This is a genomic window from Flavitalea antarctica, assembly GCF_054461535.1.
In genome coordinates this window covers 1-20,344 of the sequence record NZ_JBTLQG010000022.1, presented here as the reverse complement: position 1 = coordinate 20,344, position 20,344 = coordinate 1, and the positions used below count along the sequence as shown (strand labels likewise).

At 44.5% G+C, this 20,344-nt stretch carries 9 protein-coding genes; 5 read left to right on the top strand and 4 right to left on the bottom strand.

Going from position 1 to position 20,344, the window contains the following annotated elements:
* Positions 1-738 (bottom strand): serine aminopeptidase domain-containing protein, encoded by a 738-nt coding sequence (locus ACX0G7_RS17910; RefSeq protein WP_458924947.1) that lies wholly within the window; start codon positions 736-738, stop codon positions 1-3.
* Between the two features lie 180 nt (positions 739-918).
* Between ACX0G7_RS17910 and ACX0G7_RS17905 the strand changes: the two genes are divergently transcribed.
* The 3 genes from ACX0G7_RS17905 to ACX0G7_RS17895 all read left to right on the top strand — a co-directional run bounded on the left by ACX0G7_RS17905 (position 919) and on the right by ACX0G7_RS17895 (position 8,116).
* Entirely contained in the window at positions 919-4,101 is a 3,183-nt protein-coding gene (locus ACX0G7_RS17905; protein ID WP_458924886.1) for a toll/interleukin-1 receptor domain-containing protein, read from the top strand.
* A gap of 81 nt (positions 4,102-4,182) precedes the next feature.
* Positions 4,183-6,879, top strand: a complete 2,697-nt coding sequence (locus ACX0G7_RS17900) for a tetratricopeptide repeat protein (protein ID WP_458924885.1) — start codon at positions 4,183-4,185, stop codon at positions 6,877-6,879.
* Between the two features lie 160 nt (positions 6,880-7,039).
* The gene (locus ACX0G7_RS17895; RefSeq protein ID WP_458924884.1) at positions 7,040-8,116 is read left to right on the top strand and encodes a TIR domain-containing protein; all 1,077 of its coding nucleotides are present in this window, start codon (positions 7,040-7,042) and stop codon (positions 8,114-8,116) included.
* 2 nt (positions 8,117-8,118) lie between these two features.
* On the opposite strand, the gene ACX0G7_RS17890 is transcribed toward ACX0G7_RS17895, so the two are convergent.
* The gene (locus tag ACX0G7_RS17890) at positions 8,119-10,977 is read right to left on the bottom strand and encodes a CHAT domain-containing protein (RefSeq protein WP_458924883.1); all 2,859 of its coding nucleotides are present in this window, start codon (positions 10,975-10,977) and stop codon (positions 8,119-8,121) included.
* Positions 10,955-12,385 carry a S8 family serine peptidase gene (locus tag ACX0G7_RS17885; protein ID WP_458924882.1) on the bottom strand — a complete coding sequence of 477 codons (1,431 nt, stop codon included), beginning with the start codon at positions 12,383-12,385 and terminating at the stop codon, positions 10,955-10,957. The genes ACX0G7_RS17890 and ACX0G7_RS17885 overlap by 23 nt, the downstream gene beginning before the upstream one ends.
* A 941-nt stretch (positions 12,386-13,326) precedes the next feature.
* Between ACX0G7_RS17885 and ACX0G7_RS17880 the strand changes: the two genes are divergently transcribed.
* Positions 13,327-14,724, top strand: coding sequence for a phage tail sheath family protein (locus ACX0G7_RS17880; protein WP_458924881.1), 1,398 nt, complete (start codon positions 13,327-13,329; stop codon positions 14,722-14,724).
* A gap of 155 nt (positions 14,725-14,879) precedes the next feature.
* On the opposite strand, the gene ACX0G7_RS17875 is transcribed toward ACX0G7_RS17880, so the two are convergent.
* On the bottom strand, positions 14,880-18,683 hold the full coding sequence (locus ACX0G7_RS17875) for an FIMAH domain-containing protein (protein WP_458924880.1): 3,804 nt from the start codon (positions 18,681-18,683) through the stop codon (positions 14,880-14,882).
* A 473-nt stretch (positions 18,684-19,156) separates the two neighbouring features.
* Here ACX0G7_RS17875 and ACX0G7_RS17870 point away from each other — a divergent pair, with 473 nt between their 5' ends.
* Entirely contained in the window at positions 19,157-20,188 is a 1,032-nt protein-coding gene (locus tag ACX0G7_RS17870; RefSeq protein ID WP_458924879.1) for a hypothetical protein, read from the top strand.
* The last annotated feature ends 156 nt before the right edge of the window (positions 20,189-20,344 follow it).

Sequence of the window (20,344 nt, the reverse complement as noted above, 5' to 3'; positions counted from 1 at the left end):
TTAAGTAAAAAGGAAGGTCTTCGTTTTTTCGGTAAACAGTTCCCAGTTTTTTTCGCCCATGGTCTCTTTGCTTATGATAAGGTGATGATAGCCACCCTGGCGATCTTTCATTTTACTGTTCAATCGAACCAGTTCATTTTGACCAGTGATGTAACGGTCCAGGAACTTAATAAGCTTCTGAGTGCTGATCAGTTCATCCATGGTGTCAATAACCGCGAGTGTAGGAATTGTTAACCGGGCATCCGGTTTTTTAAGATCTGAAAGAATTTTGAACATGGTGCTGTATGCGTGAATAGACAGACTCTTGTTTGCCCTGTACTTAGGGGGTGTAAGGCTGGGAAGATGTAATGAATCCCACCAGAACAAAAGTTTCAAAATGCTTGCTGTGTCACGAACGGCAACGGCCGGAGCCAACAATATCTGTTTGCTGATAGCAGTATTGCCAGCTAGCGAGAATAGCATATCGATGCCAAGCAGTCCTCCAAGGGAATACCCCACAAAGAACAATGGGATCTTATGTTGAGCGGCTACTTCCCTGCCAGCTTCATAACCGTTTAACATGTCCTGCTGCCAGGTCCTGACGGTAATGGCTTCAGTGTTTGAGGTTTTGTAGTGTCCCGTAAACTTTACCAGAATGGAATCACAAGCCTGGCTATTTAACCACGCAATCAATGGAAGCATCGCGGCAGGCTTAACATTGAGGCCGTGCGCTACGATTACAACACCTTGCTTTTGCAGGGTAGTCAGATGATATTCAATATTTGGATAGATAACCTGGGTTTAAGGCGTTAGTGTAACTATGAAATTAGGGAAATCCATTTCTATTCCATTAGCTAACAGAGTAGTTTATTTTGCGATTTAAGATTTTGTCTTCAAATTCACTGATCGACATGAAAGTGCCGGAACAACCCTTTTGATATGCCATCTTCATTTCATGCTTTTATCTCCTATTCCCGCAAAGACAAAGTTTTCGCGGCTTTGCTGGAAAAAGCATTGGAAGCGTACCGCCATCCATCTCCTGATAAACAAACCCTGAAATTAGAAGTCTTTCGTGATGAAGAAGACTTTGCAGGTTCCGAATATACGAAAGCCATCCATAAACATCTTACTGAAGCTGGCAAACTTATCGTTATCTGTTCTCCGGCTGCCAGGGGCAGTACCTATGTTGATGGAGAAATCCGGATGTTTACGGAACTGCATGGAAGTGGAAACATAGTGCCGGTACTTCTTTCCGGATTACCAAATAATGAGGCAAGACAAAACGAGCAGGATTTGATGGCTTTCCCGCCGGCACTTTGTGAAGTCATGGAAATGCCGCTTGCTGTCGACTATCGCAATTTTGATAAAGATCGCAACCGGGTTAACCGTGGTTCATATTATGGCCCATGGTGCATGCTTCTCGCCAACCTGCTCGAAACAAGCCGGGACGTAATCGATGAACGTATCAGGAAACGGAGGGCCAGAATATTAAGGACAGCTATCACTGTTATCTCATTAGTAGCCATCGCGCTTGCATCGCTCGCCATCTGGGCGCTCGTTGAAAAAAGAAATGCCATAAAACGTGGTGAAATAATTCTTGCAGAAAAACTTGTTTCGCAATCTGCATCAGCAGGCAGCCTTGAGTTATTTGCCGTGGAACGGCGGGCCCTCCTCGCCCTGGAAGGAATGCGAAGATTAAAAGCGTTGGATCAACCTTTGTATAATGCCGGGTCTGCACTCCGCGAAGTATTGGGGTTGCTACCAAAAAAAGTTCTTCGGCTTGATGCCGGGCAGACGGCATTCGCATTTTCACCGAACGGAATGGAAGTGTTTTCTGCAGCAGCTAAATCAATTTCGGTGTATAACCTCGTGTCAGGAAAACGTGCCGCAGGTATAGAGGCCGCGGAACCGGTCCGCCAATTGTTTGTCAGTAAGGACGGCCGGAATGTTGGTTCGGTACAGGGTAACGGAAAACTTATGTTATGGAGATACCCTGAATGGAAGCCCTGGCGGGAGATTTCCTTGCCTGCGGATGAACAAATAATGAACGCTGAATTTGATAACGAAGGAGTTCATGTGGCCATCATAACGGCATATACCGGCTCGGGGAAACCGGCATTTATCAGGGTGTGGCAAAAAGATTCATCACAAAAAACAGCTGAACATCCGATACAAAAAATCGGAGAAACTTTGTCTGCACCAGGGAATGGGAGAACCTTAACATTCACCAATAACTCCCTTGTGGCCAGGGTACATGCCAGGTTAAACGATGATTCTCTTACTGCTATATTATGGCGATGGCGAACCAACACCGGTATGTTGGCACCTATTATAAAGGAAAAAAGTTTTTCGGTTGCATGGAGGTGTAAAGATGCGGCCCTGTCCTCAAACGGCGAGTCATTGTACGTCATTGGGAACGCAAAGCGCCACGCGAGTGCCGGCAAGAGTGCCCTGCTGATCGTTAATCCCGCAAATGGATCTGAAACAATTGGTGAAGACCTTGAAACTATCCAGTCAGTTTCATCGAATGGTGCAGTTGGTATCAGTGCTAAATTCAGTGAAGACCCCTATGTGCCCTTGCTTAAATATTCCACATTCACTTCAACTCAAATTCCTACCGGCAACGAGATAGGGAGTGTCACAGAATTTTCGGGAGGTTGCTGGCTTTCACCCACCGGTAATTTTATCGTTACTGTTGCCGGACTACGTGCAAGACTATGGCAAACCAAAGGTGGAAAAGAAATGTTTCGGATCCCGGTAACTGATACTGTAAGTGACCTGCATATCTCAGATTCCGAGAGATATCTTTCGGCACATAAGCAGGATGGAGGTGTTGAGATATGGGATCTTGCGTCACCTTCTGAATTGCTTCGCCTGCATGCAGGTAAGGTTTGCGGCCTTTCCGAAGATGGACGTTTTGTTGCATCGCAGGTGCCAGGTGCCGTGATGATCACTGATAATCAATCCGGCGATAATTCCGTATATCAGATTGATGGTATTGCAGATAAAGCGGTCTTCAGTACAGGTAATAAATATCTTTCAATATCAACCGGCGATACATGGAATTTCACATCTGCAATACAAACAAAAAATACAATACTCCTAAATTTGCGTTCGCGAAAACAGTACATCGTTTCGGATACCAGTGAAACCATCTCAGCTTTTAGTAAGACGGGTGACTCACTATTGGTTGGTGAAAAGACAGGATTACTAAAATTTATCCGCAGCGAAGATGGAAAGGTCATTTGGACAAAGAGGCTTACCGGCGATGCGCTCAAAAAAATAACAATATCGCCCGATGGAAAGATGGTTGTGATTGCCATGGCGGCTAAATGGGGATACGGGCACCGCCTGTCTATTTTAGAACTGTCTACCGGCAAAGTCATTTCTGAAATGGAAAGGACCTCTGAGGTTGCGGCATTTAATGCCTTTAGCACCCAACTCGCTACCGTGAAGAACGACACTGTTGAAATTACAGAGATCTCCACACCACGTGTTATAATGACATTCAAACATCCCGAACAGTATTCCACTATAAGACAGATCATTTTTAAGGCAAACGGCAACCTGCTAACGGTATCGGGCAACCGGGCAAGCAATTTCATGGTCAGTTTTTTCACTGGCCAGGCTTTTTTTGAATGGAATATTGACTCAGGTAAAATATTACGCCAGTTTCCGGAGGGCTTATTCAAACAACTGGACTATCAAAAAAGCCTGGGAGAAGAAGAGATCCCCTATTTTTCCGATGTCTTAAGCAGCGATGATGGAAGCTATGTGGCTGTTATACAATATCACAGCATGCTAAATTACAGGGCAGTTCCCGGGCAGTATGCAACGAGCGAGCTTCGTGTATGGAAAATGGATGGCTTAACACCTGTGGAAGTCTTAAGGTTTCCCTGTAGATATGAAGAGGCCAACAAACTTGTTGCCATAGCTTCAGGGCCCGGGATTATATTTACGAGCGGGGACAATTTCAGAACCTGGTCATTTTCCGGCGAAATGTTATTTAAGGAAGGATGTCTTCGGTTGTCCCGCAATTTTTCGCAGGCTGAATGGAATGAATATGTCGGAGCTAACGAGCCTTATTGCGAGACCTGCCCGGGGCGGCCTAAACAGGAATAGTCCCACCATTTACTTAAATTTAAAGTGAATAAAGGCATAACAGTCTGCTGACAACAATCAGACTGGCCCAAAAGATCCCTGATGCTTAAGCTAGCTATTTTGCTGATTGCTGTCCTGGAATTAGGTGTAAGTCACACATATGCTCAAAAGCTATTTGGCTATGTGGTTGAGCAGAATAGTGGCAAGAAACCTGTTCCCGGCGTTATGGTAAAAGCCAGGTTTGCCAACCAGACTGCAACAACAGAAACCGGAACCTTTACACTTACGTTCCAGAACGCTAAGCCGGGCGACAATGCGGTGCTGATTATCGAAAAGGAAGAATGGGTTATAGTGGAGAAAAGCCGGTTGCAAGTTAACCTTCCTGCGGACCCGTTCAAATTTCCACATACGATTGTTATTTGTCGTGCAAGTGAATGGGCAAAGGCCAACCAGGCTAACTATCAACTGCTTGACAAGATGGTGCGCGACGCGCTTCAGAAGCAAAAATCACAGTTGAACAAACAAAGCCTAAACTATCAAAAAACTATCGATTCTTTAGAGAATCAGTTTATAAAAACACAGGCTCATCTTTATGAGCTGACAGATGCCTTAAGCCGCGTTAATCTTGATGATGTTTCAGAAACGGAAAAAGCTGCATATGCATATTTTGCCGAAGGAAAGGTCGATGAGGCTGTACTGCTCAGGGGCACTTTACAGAGCGAAAAAAACCTGTTATTAGCAACCCAGCGATTAAAGGAACTGGGGAATAAACCCAACGGTTATGACACCGCGCTGATCAGCATCCATAACCTGATTGCGCTTCACAGGCGAAATCTTAGGGAAGAAATCAACCTGGCTAAACTGCGACTCGACTGGAAGACCGCTGAAGCAAAACTGAAGTTCCTTGCTGATAACGATAATACTGAACACGAGAACCTTCTTCAGTACGGTAAATTCTTACTTAGTCAGCATGAATTTGAGAAGGCCAGCGATGTTTATTCAGCTTGCCTGGAAACATACAGGCAACTGAACACGCAGAATTCAGGGGCATTTAGTTCAAACCTCGCGGCAGTGTTGTATGACCTCGGTGCGATCCAAAAAAGGAAGTACCAATACAAGGAGGCAGAGGCGTCGTTTAATGAAGCGTTGGCACTGTATACCCGCTTAAATAAGGACAAGGGCTCATTATTTACCAGGGAAGTTGGAGAAACAATGGCTGCACTTGCCACTTTGCACGCCGATAAACAATTGTTCCGGCAGGCCGAAGATGAATTCAGGAAGGCTTTGAATGTAATAAAGCCTTTAGAAAAGATAAACATTAATATTTATGAAGAGGCACTTGCTGAGATACAGGCTAATCTTGCCCGGCTTTATCTAAACTTCAAAATGTATAAACCAGCAGATTCTTTATTAAAAGCATCGCTAAATGTATTAAGAAGGCATGATAGTCTTAGCGTTTTGTCTAACCAGGTGCTTATAGCTGAGATCCAGAATACCCTCGGAAATATTTATTTACTCCAGGATAAAAACGAAGCCGCTGAAGTAGTACTTCAGAATGCACTGGCGGTTTGCAGGAAGTATCAAAAAATTTCCCCGGCTGTTTATGATCCGTTGCTTTCCCGGGTAACCGGGAACTTAGGAACCATGTACGCGAAGAAAGCAGATCTTGGCACTTACGTAATTAACAGGGACGACAGCGCGTTGGCCAGAAATTACCTTGGTGAGTCAAGGACTGCCATTATGAGACTTGTAGACGCGTCAATGGATATCTATTCGCCGGACCTTGCCGTATCGGATGAGCAACTAGGATTTTATTTTACTGAAGTGAATGATCGTGATTCCGCCGAATTATGTTATACAGAAGCAGCAACGATCTATGAATATTATGCGACGATGGTACCCGAAATGTTTGAGTTGGCATCTGCCAGGCTCCAGCGTAAGTTGGGTAGTATTTATTTGTGGAGCAGCTCCGTAGCAGCCAACGTAGTGCTGAACAACGCACTTAATATTTATAAGCGGTATGCTGCATTGCGCCCGCTGGAAATGGAAGAGGAGATCGCCCGCATCAGGTATGAGATTGTCATCAATGACAACAATTACGATCACGTGTTTTCAAAAGAGGATAACCTTAACAGACAAAAGAAATCGTTGGCTCAATACAAGGAGTTGCAGGAAATATATACTCGGCTGGATAAAAAGAGTGGCGGTAAATTCACCGGGGATCTGAAGAACATCTTAGCGTCAATAGAACGAATTAACAAGGAAATTGTCCGGGTGCAAAATCTTGACCCTTCCATCTATTCTGAAATAACGGAAACGGAGAAGGCAAAGCGCGAACTGGAAGGATTACGATATGATGTCCAGGAAGCAAAGACCAACTATCATGCACTTATCTTATTAAAGCATTTGGTTCAAAGAAAATCAGAGCTGATTAAGGGTGGTAAATTTAACAATGTTGTTTCTCTAGGACACGATTACAATGACCTTGCCTGGTATTTACTGCTAAGCCGGAAATATGCTGAAGCAGAACAGGCAGCCCTCAAAGCACTGGAACCTGGCGTTAAGAAGCCGGCAGATTACGATAGGGAAATTGAGTATGCAAAGGCAAACCTTGCATTGGCATTATTATTACAAAACAAATATGATGAGGCTAAGAAAATATATGGTTCATTAAAAGATAAAAGTGATGCTGATGGAAGAACTTTCGTTAGTATATTTTTGGATGATATGGCTGAGCTGAAAAAAAATGGAATATCTCACCCGGACTATGACAAGATTAAAGCATACCTGGTGGAATGAGATTATGAGTTGGAGTATCAACTTGTATAAATCCGGATAATCAATTATGGCGCCTTCGACCCGATGAGGCTGTAATGAGGAGATCCAATTGTACCGGCTTCAACCGGAGTTGAAGGTCAGGACCAACAAAAATCATCATAGAATCAAAGATTGAAATCAGTTGCACAGCAATAATATGAACCAGGCACCGGCCGCTATAGATGTATTTATCTCCTACAAAAGCGCTGATATTGAATTGGCGGAAGCGCTGTTTCGATATTTGCAGTCGAAAGGCCTCGTAGTATTTCTATCATCTGAATCACTGCCAAAATTAGGAAACGCTGATTATCGGAAAGCCATTGATCATGCGCTTGATCAGTGCAGGCATATGATTGTTGTGGGTTCACAGGTGGACTACCTATCGTCATCCTGGGTAGAGGCAGAATGGGGGTTTTATATAAACGAAAAACGCGCGGGTAGAAAGAAAGGCAACATTCTCACTGTAGTGACAAATGACATCAGCATTGAAGAATTGCCTGCAAGTTTGCGTTATTACCAGGTAATATTTTTTGACGGGGAAAACTTCGAGCAGATAGCTTCTTATGTAGGCAAGGATTACCAGGACCCCGCTTACAAGCCAAAGCCGAAAAGTATTTTAAAGTCCAAATGGTTTTTGCCCTTAATATCTGTTATTGCCCTTGCCGCTGTATTGATATATTTTCTTAACGAAAACCGGAAGCCCTTTGATGCCACGATCACACTGCTGCCGGACCGGGCAGCAAATATAGGTCCGGATTACCCGGTCTTTGAGGGCGGCGAACTGAGCTTATACCCTGGTGGAAAATCGGAAAAACAAAAAGTCATTGCCAACCAGGCTGTACATTTTCAACAACTGCCTGTTGCGTTTGAAAACAAAAAGGTCCGTGCTGAACTTAATGCCAAACACTGGAAACTTAATTACGATAGTATTGTAATAAGTAGAACTGCGACGCAGGTTTCAATCGTTCCCGATGGTAGCCTGGGCCAGGTGCATGGTAACGTAAAGGATGGCCAGGGAAATGCAATTGCCGGTTGTGAAATCAAGATAGGAAGTGATACAAGTATTACTACAAATGCATCCGGGGAGTTTAGCGTCACTTTACCTTATCATATGCAAAAGGAACAATACATACTGTACGTAACCCGGGAGAAATACCAACCGCAGAAACTTGATTATTTCGCCGGCTCCGGTAACATTGATATCAGGCTGAAGAAATAGTATCAGCGACTGTTCTTTTTTTTCTTCTTCCCATATAAAAATGCGATAATCACTGCTAACAAACCTGCAATTGCTAACAACCATGACAGGTAGTTTCGATCAACCAATTCAATGGGATCCGTATTGCCCATTATGATCATGTTTGACCAGTAATAAGGCAGGCTTCTTTCCTTGTTGGCCGTTTTCAGATAATCGATCTTTGCCAACCGAAGCGCATCATCTTTGCGCATACCTTCCGAAATATATTTATTGAAAAGCACCGTAATTCTATAAACAGGATGTTCGTCTGCCGGCCAGATCGTAGCCATCACCGAAGGTATTCCGGCAGCTGCGAACCCGCGTGACAAACTGTAGATCCCTTCGCCAATTGCATTTTTACCGGAAGAAGTCTGGCAAGCACTTAACACCACCAGTTGAGTCTGAACGTGATCAATGTCCTGGAGTTCCGAAAGATAGATCACCGAGTCTTCCATGTATAGCACCGGTTCTTCATCATTGTTCCCGGTACTGGCATGAGAAAAGACATTCACAATCCGGTATGATCCCAGGTTTGATAAAAAGTTTTTCCTGGTTGATTCCTTCCTGGTAAACAATTCGGTTGCGCTATAGTTTGCTGCTGCCTCACTGAGAAAGTCTGCAGATGGACGAAGTTCTGCAAGATTCAAATATGGCTGGAAAGATACAGGTGCAAAGCCCGCAAAATTCTGGCTGGCGCCACCCGGCTTCACTTTGGTAAAAAGTGAATTGGCCGAGTATGCATAACTAATGGCATAGTCTTCTAACAGCGTCCTTTTGGCTGCGACGTCGGAATACAACGCATCAAACGGAAGAATAAATCCATCAGGGCACACAACCAGGTTGCCTTTGGCTATATCCAACGGAACAAACATTTGTTGATAGAACTCGTGCGATCGCATGACAAGGGAATCATAATGACGGTTTTGAAGAGATGCATCAGCAAATATGGCAAGCAATGCATCAAGTTGCTTTTTGCTATAAGCCCGGGCAGGCACTTTTAGCATTTTAGCAGTTCCGGCTTTTGCATCTCCGGGCGGCACATACAATACATAACTTACTGTATCACCCATGAAATACGACACAAAACCCGATTGTTTATTTTTTAGATAGGATCTGAATTTATCATAGGACAAAATTTCACCTGAAAATTTATAGCGGTAATAATCAGGATACTTATTCTCGAGTGATGCTATATGACTATTCAGTTTGAGGCGGGCCTCAATAAGCCGGGCGCTTACCGAATCGTAGCCAGCGGGGGTAAGTGGCCTGTCCCGAAGTATTTTTTCTTCATTTGCGATCGCTTCTCTTAACAGTTGTTCACGTACGACCTCGTTAGCCGGTAACAATGAAGAGGCGCCGAGTTCATTTAATTTATCAGCAAGGATCACGGCACGACTTTTTTCCATAAAGTAAAATGCAAGGGGATAATCTTTCGCGAGCAGGCACGCATCCAATGCATTTGTAAAAAAGTTCCGCGTTTTATTTCTCCATAATAATTTACTCTGTTCTGCTGATTGCTCCCGGCGCATTTCCTGGATCACAGAATCTGTTACCAGGGCTGTTGATAAACATGCCTGCAGGTATTTACTATTATTTGTTTTTTTATATAGTCCCAGCAGCAATTCAGTTTTGTTATTCAGGAATACATAAACCAGTTGTTTAAAAGGAACAGACATCCACTGTGTGACCGGTTGATTTTCTAAAATGTCCTTTGCGGGGAACCCGATAAGGGATAACATATGCAGATAGTTTTTTTCGGCGGACGCGTAATCGCCCAGCGGAAAATCCGCTGCCCCGAGATTGAGGTATCCAAAAGCAAGGTTCCATTTTAGATTCTTTCCAAACCGCATCGACTGGTGATAATTCTCCTTAGCGGTTTTGTAGTCGTGGTACGTGGTGAAATAATGTGCTCCAAAATCATTGTAGTTATTTGACATCTCGGTGCTGTCGCCGGTTTTCGCCTGGTAATAATTTGAAAGTTTTATCAATCGCTGTAATTCGCCCTTTGCGTCCATGGCTTCGGTGGCAAGGGCTTTCACCTTATACGCATTTGCCAGCTCACGGTAATAGTCAATAAAATCAGCAGGTTTTGTCATCAACTCCTTGCTGCGCTTTTTAAGGAGGGTTTCAATCCAGGTCAGGGTCCAGGTAGCATCTTTGATTGCTCTTTTGCTATCACCCTGTAACTTATATGCTTCAGCTCTTTTGTTATACAATCTTGCGGCATTCAGCGAGTCACCGTTATCGAGGGCAGCCCTGATGCCAAGCAATAACTGGTCAATAGATCCCTGGTAATCTCCGGCTTCAAAAAGCGCGAAGGCTTTTAGCTCCAGCGCGCCGGTCAGAAAAGAGCTGAAATCAGCGTACCGCCTGGCGTAATCAATCGTGCTATCACAAAAGCGGACGGCTTCCCTGTTTAGCCTTGCCGCTGAATACAGAACGGCAAGATTAAAAAAACTTTTTGTAGCATATGCAGGGTATGCTGTCCTGATCCCGGACGTATTGATCCGGGCCGCTTCCGCTGTGAAAGCAAAAGAATTTTCAGATGGAACGAAGTTGTTCGCCTGGTATTGGAGTATACCAATTTTGTGCAGGATCTTGGCGTAGACCGAGTCTTTAAGAAGCTTACAATTTTCAACCACGCCTTTGAATTCATAGAGCTTTTTCAGTCTTTTCGCGATGTCTTCCTGATTGTCCCTTTCGCTTATTTCTACCTGTTCATTTAATTGAGCATGTGATGGACACTGGCCATCTACAGGTGTATAAAACGATAATAACAGGATGAGGCATCCTGTTATCTGAGCACAAATAGAAACTCCTTTACACGAGCGTTGTCTGGCCATTTTGCCTGTTGAGTATTGCGCGTCCGACCGCCACCTTTGCCGGTACTTTGCCGAGTAATTTTTTCTTCATTAGGACGTTTATAATTTCCTGCTTATTGCGTTTACCTGAGATCAGGTCATAGTTTGCAGTAATCATACCGGTTACTTTAGGAGTGGCAAATGATGATCCCGCCACAAATGTACCTGCTGCTCCGGGATTGGAGAAGCCATTATTCCGGGGTTCATCTGCGGGTACTCCAATGTCCACTACTTTTTTCGAAAAGTTCTGAGTGCCGCTCACGGCTTTCACATCCGGTGTAACTGTAGTTACAGAGATTACGTTCCACAACTCAGGGTCTGCAGCAAAGGAGGCTGGGAAAAAATGGACCTGGTCAAGATCCCTGGGTTCATCAGGCGCCTCTGCCTGTTGACTCCTTGTTGAATTGGCATCGATGTTAAATCGTTTCTTAATTTCTTCTTTATCGGTTTGATTTCCTGCCGCAGCCACAAGCAGTACGCCATTATCTGTCAGCACTTCTTTGATAAACTCCCTGAATATCTTTACACAATAGGTATCGTTGTCTTTATAATTAAGGGGTGCATAATATCCGAAGCTGGCATTAATAATGTTAGCTCCCATTGACTGGGCATAAGCTATCGCACACATTACATCATAAAGGTCACTGCTACCTTTACCGTCCTGCACTTTTATGGGAATGATCTTAACCGGGTTACCGTCTTTGGTTGCGAGACACTGTTCCACTAACATGCGGGTAACAGTGGTGCCATGTTTGATACCATGATCATCATCATATATTTTGTTGTCTGCAACAAAATTCCAGCCCTGTTTTGCGTCGGGTATGCACGGCTGCTCATTTGCTGCGACAAGGAACTTATCCAGTTCAGGTTCTTTTGGCCCCATGCCCGTGTCAAGAACCGCCACTACTACCGGCTTTTTGTTGCTTTTTGCAGGCTTAAGTTTTTGATTTTTGCCTTTTCCTTTTTTGAGTTCGGGTAAATCTTTCGGGATACCAACGCGAAAATTTGCGCTTCGGTATATGCCCAGTTCGTCACCAGTAGAACCTGGCCGGGGCGAGCCACCAATCCCTTTTACGGCCGCCTCAGTGGTAACAAATGCATTAACTCCCTGGCCGGACAAAAGTAACAACGAGTTATTGCATGTGCCACAAATGCTTATTATACTAATGGAATCACGGGCCTGTCCTGTTTTCTCTATTTCTCCTTCAAGCCACAAGATCCATTGATCGAAAGTTACGTCATCCGGTTTGCTACGGTAAACGATCATTTGCGTTTCGGGGTCTTCCTGTCTTCGCAATTCTGCCCCACTTCTTTCGTCTTTGCTTATATATTTATACCAGTAAGGATCCTGACCATTCTTACCGGATGGGGGCGACAACTTTTCGGTCATTTTAATAAGTTATAAGATTATTTAAAAGGGTTTTGTTTTATGATCTTGCTACTAAGAAGAGATTGGGGTGGGATTGTTGTCAGTTCATTTTGTCAAGAAACACCTGGGCCTGTTTGTCACCCTCAGATTTTTGTGAGATTAAATGTATACAGGCTGTTCAAATTTTGGTTGACGTGTTCAAAAATCTTTTTTGAAGTATGATTACTGATCAGGATATTGGAGAGATCTGCATAGAAGTGTCTTCAGCATTCAAATGGTAACGGTAATATTGCCGGATGGCTCATCTTATCTGAATTTCTAAAATAAACCATTGCCGGTTCGTATCCAAAAAAACGTTGCTTTCAATAAACCTGGAAACAACTTTGAAAAGACTGGCTGACTCAGTGCCAAGCTTTTTACAAACCGAAGATAAACCCGCCGGTTGTTGAGTTGGTAGTTTTATTGATGCAGCTAATCGTTCCGCTTACACTAATTGGTTGCGCGGCGATCTACCCGCAGCAGGTCAGGAGAATCACCAGGTTTAAAATATATAAACCCATTACTTTCAGGATTGGGTGACTATTTTTCATGGTTCGAGGTTAAGGTGGTGGTATCAATCGGCTTCATTACGCCTCCGGCCCTGGTTTTTTGTTGACAGTCCATAACTTACTAAAGACGAGAAAGCTCAACAGATCGGTAACAGTAACAGGAAAATATAAATGTGTGTCCATGGAAAAGTTTTAATCCGGAGCCACATGCATTAGTGATTTTCTGCACTTTTTTAAATTGCAGGTTGAACTTTTCCCATATCGGACGGATTTCTTTTAATAACGATGCATTAAATCTATCCAAATGCATTATTAGTTTTTGTACCTTCAGATGACCCTTATTTTTAATCTGTTTCCATGCCCCGGTTTGTTAAACGGCGCTATCCTAAAATCAACAACCGTTAATCTTACTGTATGCCTGAATACGATACCCCTGGCGTTTATATCGAAGAGGTCCCGAAACTTCCTCCCGCAATTACTTCGGTTGCAACAGCCATTCCTGCTTTTATTGGTTACACCGAAAAGGCTATGCTCACCGAAAAAAATGACCTTTTTCTCCTGCCATACCGCATTTCATCCATGGCTGAATTTGAGCGGTATTTTGGTTGTGCGGTTCCTGAGGCCAGCCTTGAAGTGAATTTTGATCTTGGCAATCCGAGAAGAATAAATGTGACAGGTAAAGTCAGGCGCCAGGCAACTTCCAGGTTCCTGATGTATTATTCGGTCCAGTTGTTTTTCGTAAACGGCGGAGGCGCCTGTTATATCACTTCAGTAGGAAATTATGAAAGCACTGCCGGACAAATTAGCCCTATAGATCTGAAAAACGGGTTGGATAAGGTGGCCAACATTGATGAGGTCACACTGATCTCATTCCCCGATGGGCTCAACCTTCCGACTGCTTCGGATTATTACAACCTGTATAAAGAGGCACTGCAACAGTGCAGTGAATTGCAGGATCGTTTTGCGGTAATGGATGTGTGGATCAATTCAATCTCAAACATAGACAATATAAAGGTGCTGCGTGAATTCGACTTCGGGCCTGTACAGCAATTGAAATATGGTGCAGTTTATTATCCCCGTGTATTCACAAATCTTGATTACAATTACTCTAACGAAAGCCTGGTCAGGATCAACGGCATCAGTGGTGCGGGAACACTTGCAGAATTGAAGAGTCTTAACCGTACGTGGTACTTCCTGGCAAAAACGGCGATTTCAAATATCGAAATGTTGCTTCCTGCATCGGGTGGAGTGCTCGGTCAGTATGTTACTGTTGATAATACCAAAGGAGTCTGGAAAGCCCCGGCAAACGTAGGGATCAGTGCCTGTGTCCGTCCCGAAAAGATCATCACGGATAATGAACAGGCAGGACTTAATACAGACGCAAGAACCGGTATTTCTGTAAATGCGATCCGGTTTTTCCCCGGCCGCGGACCCGCGATCATCTGGGGAGGAAGAACGATGGCCGGAAATGATAATGAATGGAGATATATACCGGTGCGGCGGTTTGTAAATATGGTAGAAGAATCTGCCCGAAAAGCAACTGAACAATTTGTTTTCGAGGTCAACGACAGCAATACCTGGGTTAAGGTGAGAGGAATGATCGAAAATTACCTGGTTACGCTATGGAAGGCGGGTGCGTTGATGGGTACCACGCCGCGCGAGGCATTTTTTGTGCGGGTCGGGCTGGGAGAGACGATGACGTCAGGTGATATCCTGGAAGGACGTATGATCACAGAGATCGGGATGGCGTTGTTGAGGCCGGCTGAATTTATCATCATACGTTTTATGCATAAAATGCTTAACGAATCTTAACGCAAAGGAATTATACAAGCCATTTAGTTGCGGAATCTCCGCGCAAAATAATTAAGCAAGCCATTTTATAAAATAAGAGCAGAAATCATCGCTGATTCCTGCTCTCTCACTACCGGGCGATTTACTCATATCGCCCTCCTCACACGTCATTGAAATCACTTCAGATAAATCATTCGTTGCGTTTGAATAAAGTCACCGGCCTTCAGACGCACCAGGTACCCACCTTTAGGAAGATTACCTGCTCTCCATTCAACTGTCTGTAACCCTGCATTCATCACCTTATCAACCAACAACACAACCATCCTGCCTTCATTGTCATAAATAGCCAGCTGTACCCGGCTTTGTTGCGGGATATTGAATACGATCCTTGTAGAAGTAACAAATGGATTAGGCGCAACCGGATAAAGTTTATAACCGTCACGGCTTGTTGGGACCAACGTATTCTTACCTGTGATGGCCGTGCTTTCAGCAAGAACATTCGTTTCGCTGCTGAGCATACTGATGATCTGCTCTGCTGCTGCAATCAATTCCTGTCCTTTCGAGCTTGAAAGCTGATGGTTAGATACCAGTTTTTCAACCTCCCTGATGAAGTTCTCCAGCAGGTTGATGGCTGGTTTTGTATTTCCTTTTTGCACCTGTTTCAAAGCGTTCTCCAGGTGATCGTTCAGTTTTTTTGCTTGTTTATCGTTAAGCACGCCGCTGTTTTGCAAGGCGTTAACCTGGTTGATTAACTGGCTGATCAACTGAGCCGGAGTTTGTGAGACGGATGATATGTTTATAGTAACGCTTGACTGATCATCTTCCCCAGCTACGCCATTGCCAGGTGATGAGTCGGGATCAGGCAGGCTGGTTGCGAATACTTCTGCTGTATTTATAATGGTTCCGGCCGAGATAGCTTTGGCGTGAATGATAAGAGTGGCCGTATTGCCTCCTTCAAGTAAACTTATAGCCCAGACGCCGGTAGCGGGATTATAACTTCCTGTACTTGCCGTTGACTCTGTAACAGAAAGCGCCGCTGGAACCAGGTCGGTTATTCCTGTTTTTGTAATCGTGCCCGGACCCTTGTTCCACAATGTTATCGTAAAGATGACTGTTTCGCCCACTGTTAAATTGGTCCTGTTCGCAGTTTTTGTTAGTTCGAGATCTGCGAGTATGGGCACTTCAGTTACAGGGATCGTCAGGCTGGTTTGATCATCCTCAAGGGGGTTGTGGTTGCCTGCATCTGAATCCGGGTCGTTTTGGTCGCTTGCAATTATTTCAGCCGTATTAGTGAGATTGCCTGCCTGGGTAGCTGTCGCGACAATTGTTAATGTTGCCTGCAGGCCATTGCCAAGTGAACTAATCGTCCAGTTACCAGTATTTTGATCATAGCTGCCAGCGCTTACCTGGGCGCTGTTCAATGTAAATCCGGAACCCGGCAGGTCTTTCACCACAACATTTGTTGCGGCGTCAGGACCGGAATTGGTTATTGTTACAGTGAAAGTTATCTGTTCCCCGATAATCAACGCGGTTTTGTCGGCAACACTGGTCAGGATCAGGTCAGCATCTCCGGTTTCAGCGGCGGCGGTAACAGTGCGGCAGGCACTGAATTCGCTTGTGTTGTTTTCTGGACCGCCTGATGTTCCGGTGATGTCTGTAGCCGTTGCAGTGATCACATCATCTACTGTAAGCTGACCGAAATTTGCAGTGAATTCCGCCAGGCCAAAATCATCTGTGATCACTTCAATGGAACCAATATGAGTTGCTCCTTCGCCAAAATCAGATGGATCGCAAACACCATTGTGGAAAAACTCGATACGATAAGTGCGTACCGGCGCACTTTTCAGAACACCCTTAATAACCCCTTTTGAATCAGCAGACAGGAGTTCCGGAAAGTTCTGAAGTTCATTCGGCCCCGTATCACTATCTATATTTTCTGGCGGATCGTTAGGCGTCGGTCCGTCATTGCCCAAGTCGATACCGATACCCAGGTTTTCGGTAATGGAATTGCGGGTAATAACATTGTTCGTAGTCCCTTCTCCTGTTATGATTATTCCATGGCTCTTTTGATGAGTGATTATATTCCGGCCGATCTTGTTGTGCTTCGATTTGTCCTGGATGGCAATTCCATGTTGGTTACCTGGATTCTCCATAAGATTGAACCAAAGTTCATTATGATCGGTTCCCTCACCGCTGACGAGGATACCATTAAGGGTATTTCCGCCAATGACGTTTCCGTTATCTAAAAACTGATCACCCAGCCCGATCTTATTTCGTTTCGCTTTATCCTGGATAGCTATACCATTGGCTTTGTTGGGCACCGGATTAGCCTTGGTAACATCAGTACCAATTCTGTTTGCCCCGACAGCGTTATCGTCAGAACCATCACCGGTGATCAATACACCGTTAATATTATTCCCGGAAATCAAATTTCCAAAGAGGTTGCCAATGAATGAAGCTCCGATCTCATTCTCTTTTGCTCCTGCCTCTACGGCAACACCGTTGAGCACATTGGGCACCGCCTTTGAACCTGAAAGGTCAGTGCCAATCAGGTTGTAACCGACCCCGTTTTTATCAGTACCTATCCCGGTAATCAAAACCCCGTTTTGATTATTTCCGGAAATGAGATTGCCAAGGTTTTCAGATCCGATTCTGTTCTCTTTTGCCTTGTCTTTGATGAGAACCCCGTTTTGCTGCAATTGACCGGGCAGGGCGGCATCACCTTCTGAATTCGTGCCGATCTGATTATTACGAACAAAATTGCGATCCGTTCCTTCCCCGGTGATCAAAACACCATTCTCTTTATTGCCTGAGATCTGGTTGCTATAGCCAAAACCCGTGACTGTAATTCTCCCGATTTCGTTATCTTTTGCCTGGCTTTCGATAATCACACCGTTTTTTTCGTTCGCCAAAGGCGCATTTTCCCTTACGCCGATTCGATTATCCACTACAATATTGTTGTCAGTGTTTAATCCACTGATCCTGACACCATCTTTTTTATTGCCTGCTATAGTGTTGCTTCGAACCCTGTTGACCTTTGCTCCCCTGTGTATGAGAATTCCTTCCCCAACATTTCCGAGCGTGCCACCGAGGGCATTAAAATGAATAACATTGTTTTCGGCCGATGAACCTTCCGCTCCGCCTCCATCAATCTCTACTCCCGGACCACCATTCGCGGCTATAAGGTTTGAAAACACTTCAACATTTATTGTTCTGAAAGCCCCGACGATATGAATTCCGCCTGCCTGGTTGGGTCTGGCAATCTTACCTGTCGCATCGGTACCAATAAGATTGTACCTGATTATATGATTGCTGGTAACTCCCCCCGTTGCTGAAACAAGAATGCCTCTCCCCTGGAAACTATGAATGCTCAGCCCTTCTACCACACTTCCCCGGCCGACAAGCCACAGCCCGAATGCGCCGACCCCGGCGTTGGTACCATCTAATTCAATGATCTTGTCACCGACAGGATCATAGTTTGGTTGTGTTGTACCATCGATATGAAGTTTGCCTAAAATGGGTCTCAGGACAGAAGTGATCATGATTTTTGCTACAGTCTGCCCGGGAGCCAATGGGATGTCGAATTCAATCGTATTCGGAAGATAGTAGTTGGGATCGTTCGGATCATTTATCAATGGATTGATAGCATTCACCCGGTGATTTTCAATGGCCGCCCTGAGGGTACATTTACCACCGCCAACATCGCAGAGGCCGTTATCAGTCCCAATCTCACCAAATTCCGGTACATAATCCAGGTCATGCTCATCACCCGTCGAATTTACGATATAGGTTTTGCCCTGTGCATTAAGATCGCTTTGCCCGCTAAAAAATGCCATTGAAATGATCGTAAGAAACGCTGTCCATTTCCTTATCCGGCATTTGATTGATTCAATAAAACTTTTTAATTCATCTGGAACCATGAGGGAATTAAGCCTGGTAGGTTTGCCAGGCATGAGTCGGTGGTTTAGGTTAGATTTCATTGCCTTAATTTTTGTGTAATGGATTGGAAACATCACACAGGGCAGAATAAAAAGTTGAATAAGGCACGGCACGATGATCCCCGTGATTTTTCACCCAAAAGATCATGTAAGTTGGTTGCTGCCTTATTTAATTCATAACATGAGTGGCGCCTTCTGGCTGTATTGTCAGGAGATGAGGGAAGGAAAAATTAAGCTATTCACATTACTCATGGAGGCCGGTTTAAGGCAAGCCGTGTAAAATAAATAATACTGCTGCTGATCAAATTCCGGTACAAAGCTAAATCAAGTCCAATGCAAAAACTTCATAGACCAACCATTTAATAAAAAAATTATTCTGGTTCAAGTGCGACGAATTAAATTTTTCAACTGGTGAACGACTTGTTATTTTTTAAGCTATTTTGCCTCTCACTGCACCAATAACCATCGCGAAATTCCCTGGTCGCCCCCTCAACTTTTAAAATACTGATTTACATATGTCATACCCAGGGTGTGTTTCTAACCGCGTGTTCATGCTTTCTATGTTGGTGATGCTGATCATAACTTCAGGTTGTCAGAAAGAACGATCTTTTGAGTCGCCACCTGCGACAACCGGGAACGGTGGTGGAACCGGTACCGGGAACAGCACTGGTGCCGGCACGCTCTCCGGAACATCAAAATTCATCCTTGTGGCAGCTGGGGGATTATGCAGCGATGCTGTTGCCTATGGCACTTATGTTGAAAAAAAACCTGTTACACTTGCCGACTTTGTGGTGATGACTGTTGACGTCACCCAGGCTGGAAGCTGGAGCTATAATACCAGTACGATCAATGGCCTGAAGTTTGGGAACTCAGGTAATTTTACGAACACTGGAAAACAACAAATCATTCTTTTACCTTCTGGCACTCCGCTTTCAGCGGGTATTGTTGAATTTCCACTATCAATTGGTTCTGCGCCATGCACTTTTAAAGTGACCATTACTCCAGCTGCGGGAGCTAATAGCGGAACGTCGGGCGAGTTCTATTATAAGGCAACAATAGGAGGTGTGAACTATTCAGAAACCGTAACTGATCCGGGAAATTTTGAAGCAGGTTCGGGCTTGGGCGGGGTTGACGAGGTGACTTTAAATGCATCGATTTATCATACCGCAGACCCGATGCCTTTGGGTGTAACCGCTTTCGGCGTTACTAAGGGAGTGATGTTGGGTTATCTCAGGTCGACCGATGCCCAGTTCAAAGCTTTTTTTGCTCCCGGAACTTATCCATACACGTATACGGGAACAAAAAATGGAATCAGTCTTGGCTGGCGAGATAAACAGGGACGCGAATGGGGGAGTATTCACGATACTATCCGGCAACCTGCTACAAGTACCTTTAAGATCATCAGTGTTGAAGATAGTTATGATGTGATCGGAAACTATTACATAAAAGTAAAAATGCAGTTCAATTGCATACTGTTCAGGGATAATTCGAATGAGCAGGTCGAACTCAAAAACGGAGAGTTTGTTGGTTTGTTTGGCAAGATATAATGGCCAGATTTTATAGCTGTAGATTATTTTGCCGCCGCCTGCAGCGGTGCTCAGCTTTATTTCAGCTGCGCAGTTTATAAATCAAGTCCGCACTGAATCATAAAATCATTGGTAAATACTTTCCGGGAGGGCTCGTCGAGTAGCTCATGCCTGGCT